1 protein-coding gene is annotated in these 848 nt (G+C 65.2%); it reads left to right on the top strand.

The window, feature by feature from the left end; genetic code table 11:
- Positions 1-848 (top strand): AMP-binding protein (locus tag ABEB07_RS38905; protein ID WP_345672783.1); only part of this gene is annotated, 848 nt, incomplete at both ends.

The following is an 848-nucleotide window of genomic DNA, read 5'->3' as shown; positions in this document are numbered from 1 at the left end:
GGGGTGTTGCCGGAGGGTGTGGTGCGGGTGGTGGTGGATGATCCGGTGGTGGTGGCTGAGGTGGCGGGTCGGTCGGGTGTGGCGCCGGAGGTTGTGGTGGGGGCGGGGCATCCGGCGTATGTGTTGTTCACTTCGGGGTCGACGGGGCGTCCGAAGGGTGTGGTGGTGGCGCATGGTGGGATTGTGAATCGGTTGGGGTGGATGCAGGCGCGGTATGGGTTGTCGTCGGGTGATCGGGTGTTGCAGAAGACGCCGTTTGGTTTTGATGTGTCGGTGTGGGAGTTTTTCTGGCCGTTGTTGAATGGTGCGGTGTTGGTGTTGGCGCGGCCGGGTGGGCATCGTGATCCGGCGTATGTGGCGGGTGTGATTCGGGATGCGGGGGTGACGACGGTGCATTTCGTGCCGTCGATGTTGGAGGCGTTTTTGGCGGAGCCGTCGGCGGCGGGTTGTGTGGGGTTGCGGCGGGTGGTGTGTTCGGGTGAGGCGTTGTCGGTGGCGGCGCGGGACAGGTTCTTTGAGGTGTTCGAGGGGGTGGAGCTGCACAATTTGTATGGGCCGACGGAGGCTTCTGTCGATGTGACGTCGTGGGAGTGTGGGCCTGGGGATGTGGGTGGTTCGGTGCCGATCGGTGTGCCGGTGGCGAATACGCGGGTGTTTGTGCTGGATGGTGGGTTGCGTCCGGTGCCGGTGGGTGTGGCGGGTGAGTTGTATCTGGCGGGTGTGCAGTTGGCGCGTGGGTATGTGGGTCGGTCGGGGTTGACGGGTGAGCGGTTCGTGGCGTGTCCGTTCGGTGGTGCGGGTGAGCGGATGTATCGGACGGGGGATGTGGTGCGGTGGTCGGCGGAGGG

It is taken from the genome of Streptomyces similanensis, assembly GCF_039543625.1.
GTDB lineage: Bacteria > Actinomycetota > Actinomycetes > Streptomycetales > Streptomycetaceae > Streptomyces > Streptomyces similanensis.
Note: the sequence above shows the minus strand (reverse complement) of the source record. Positions and strands in the feature narration are given on the sequence as shown.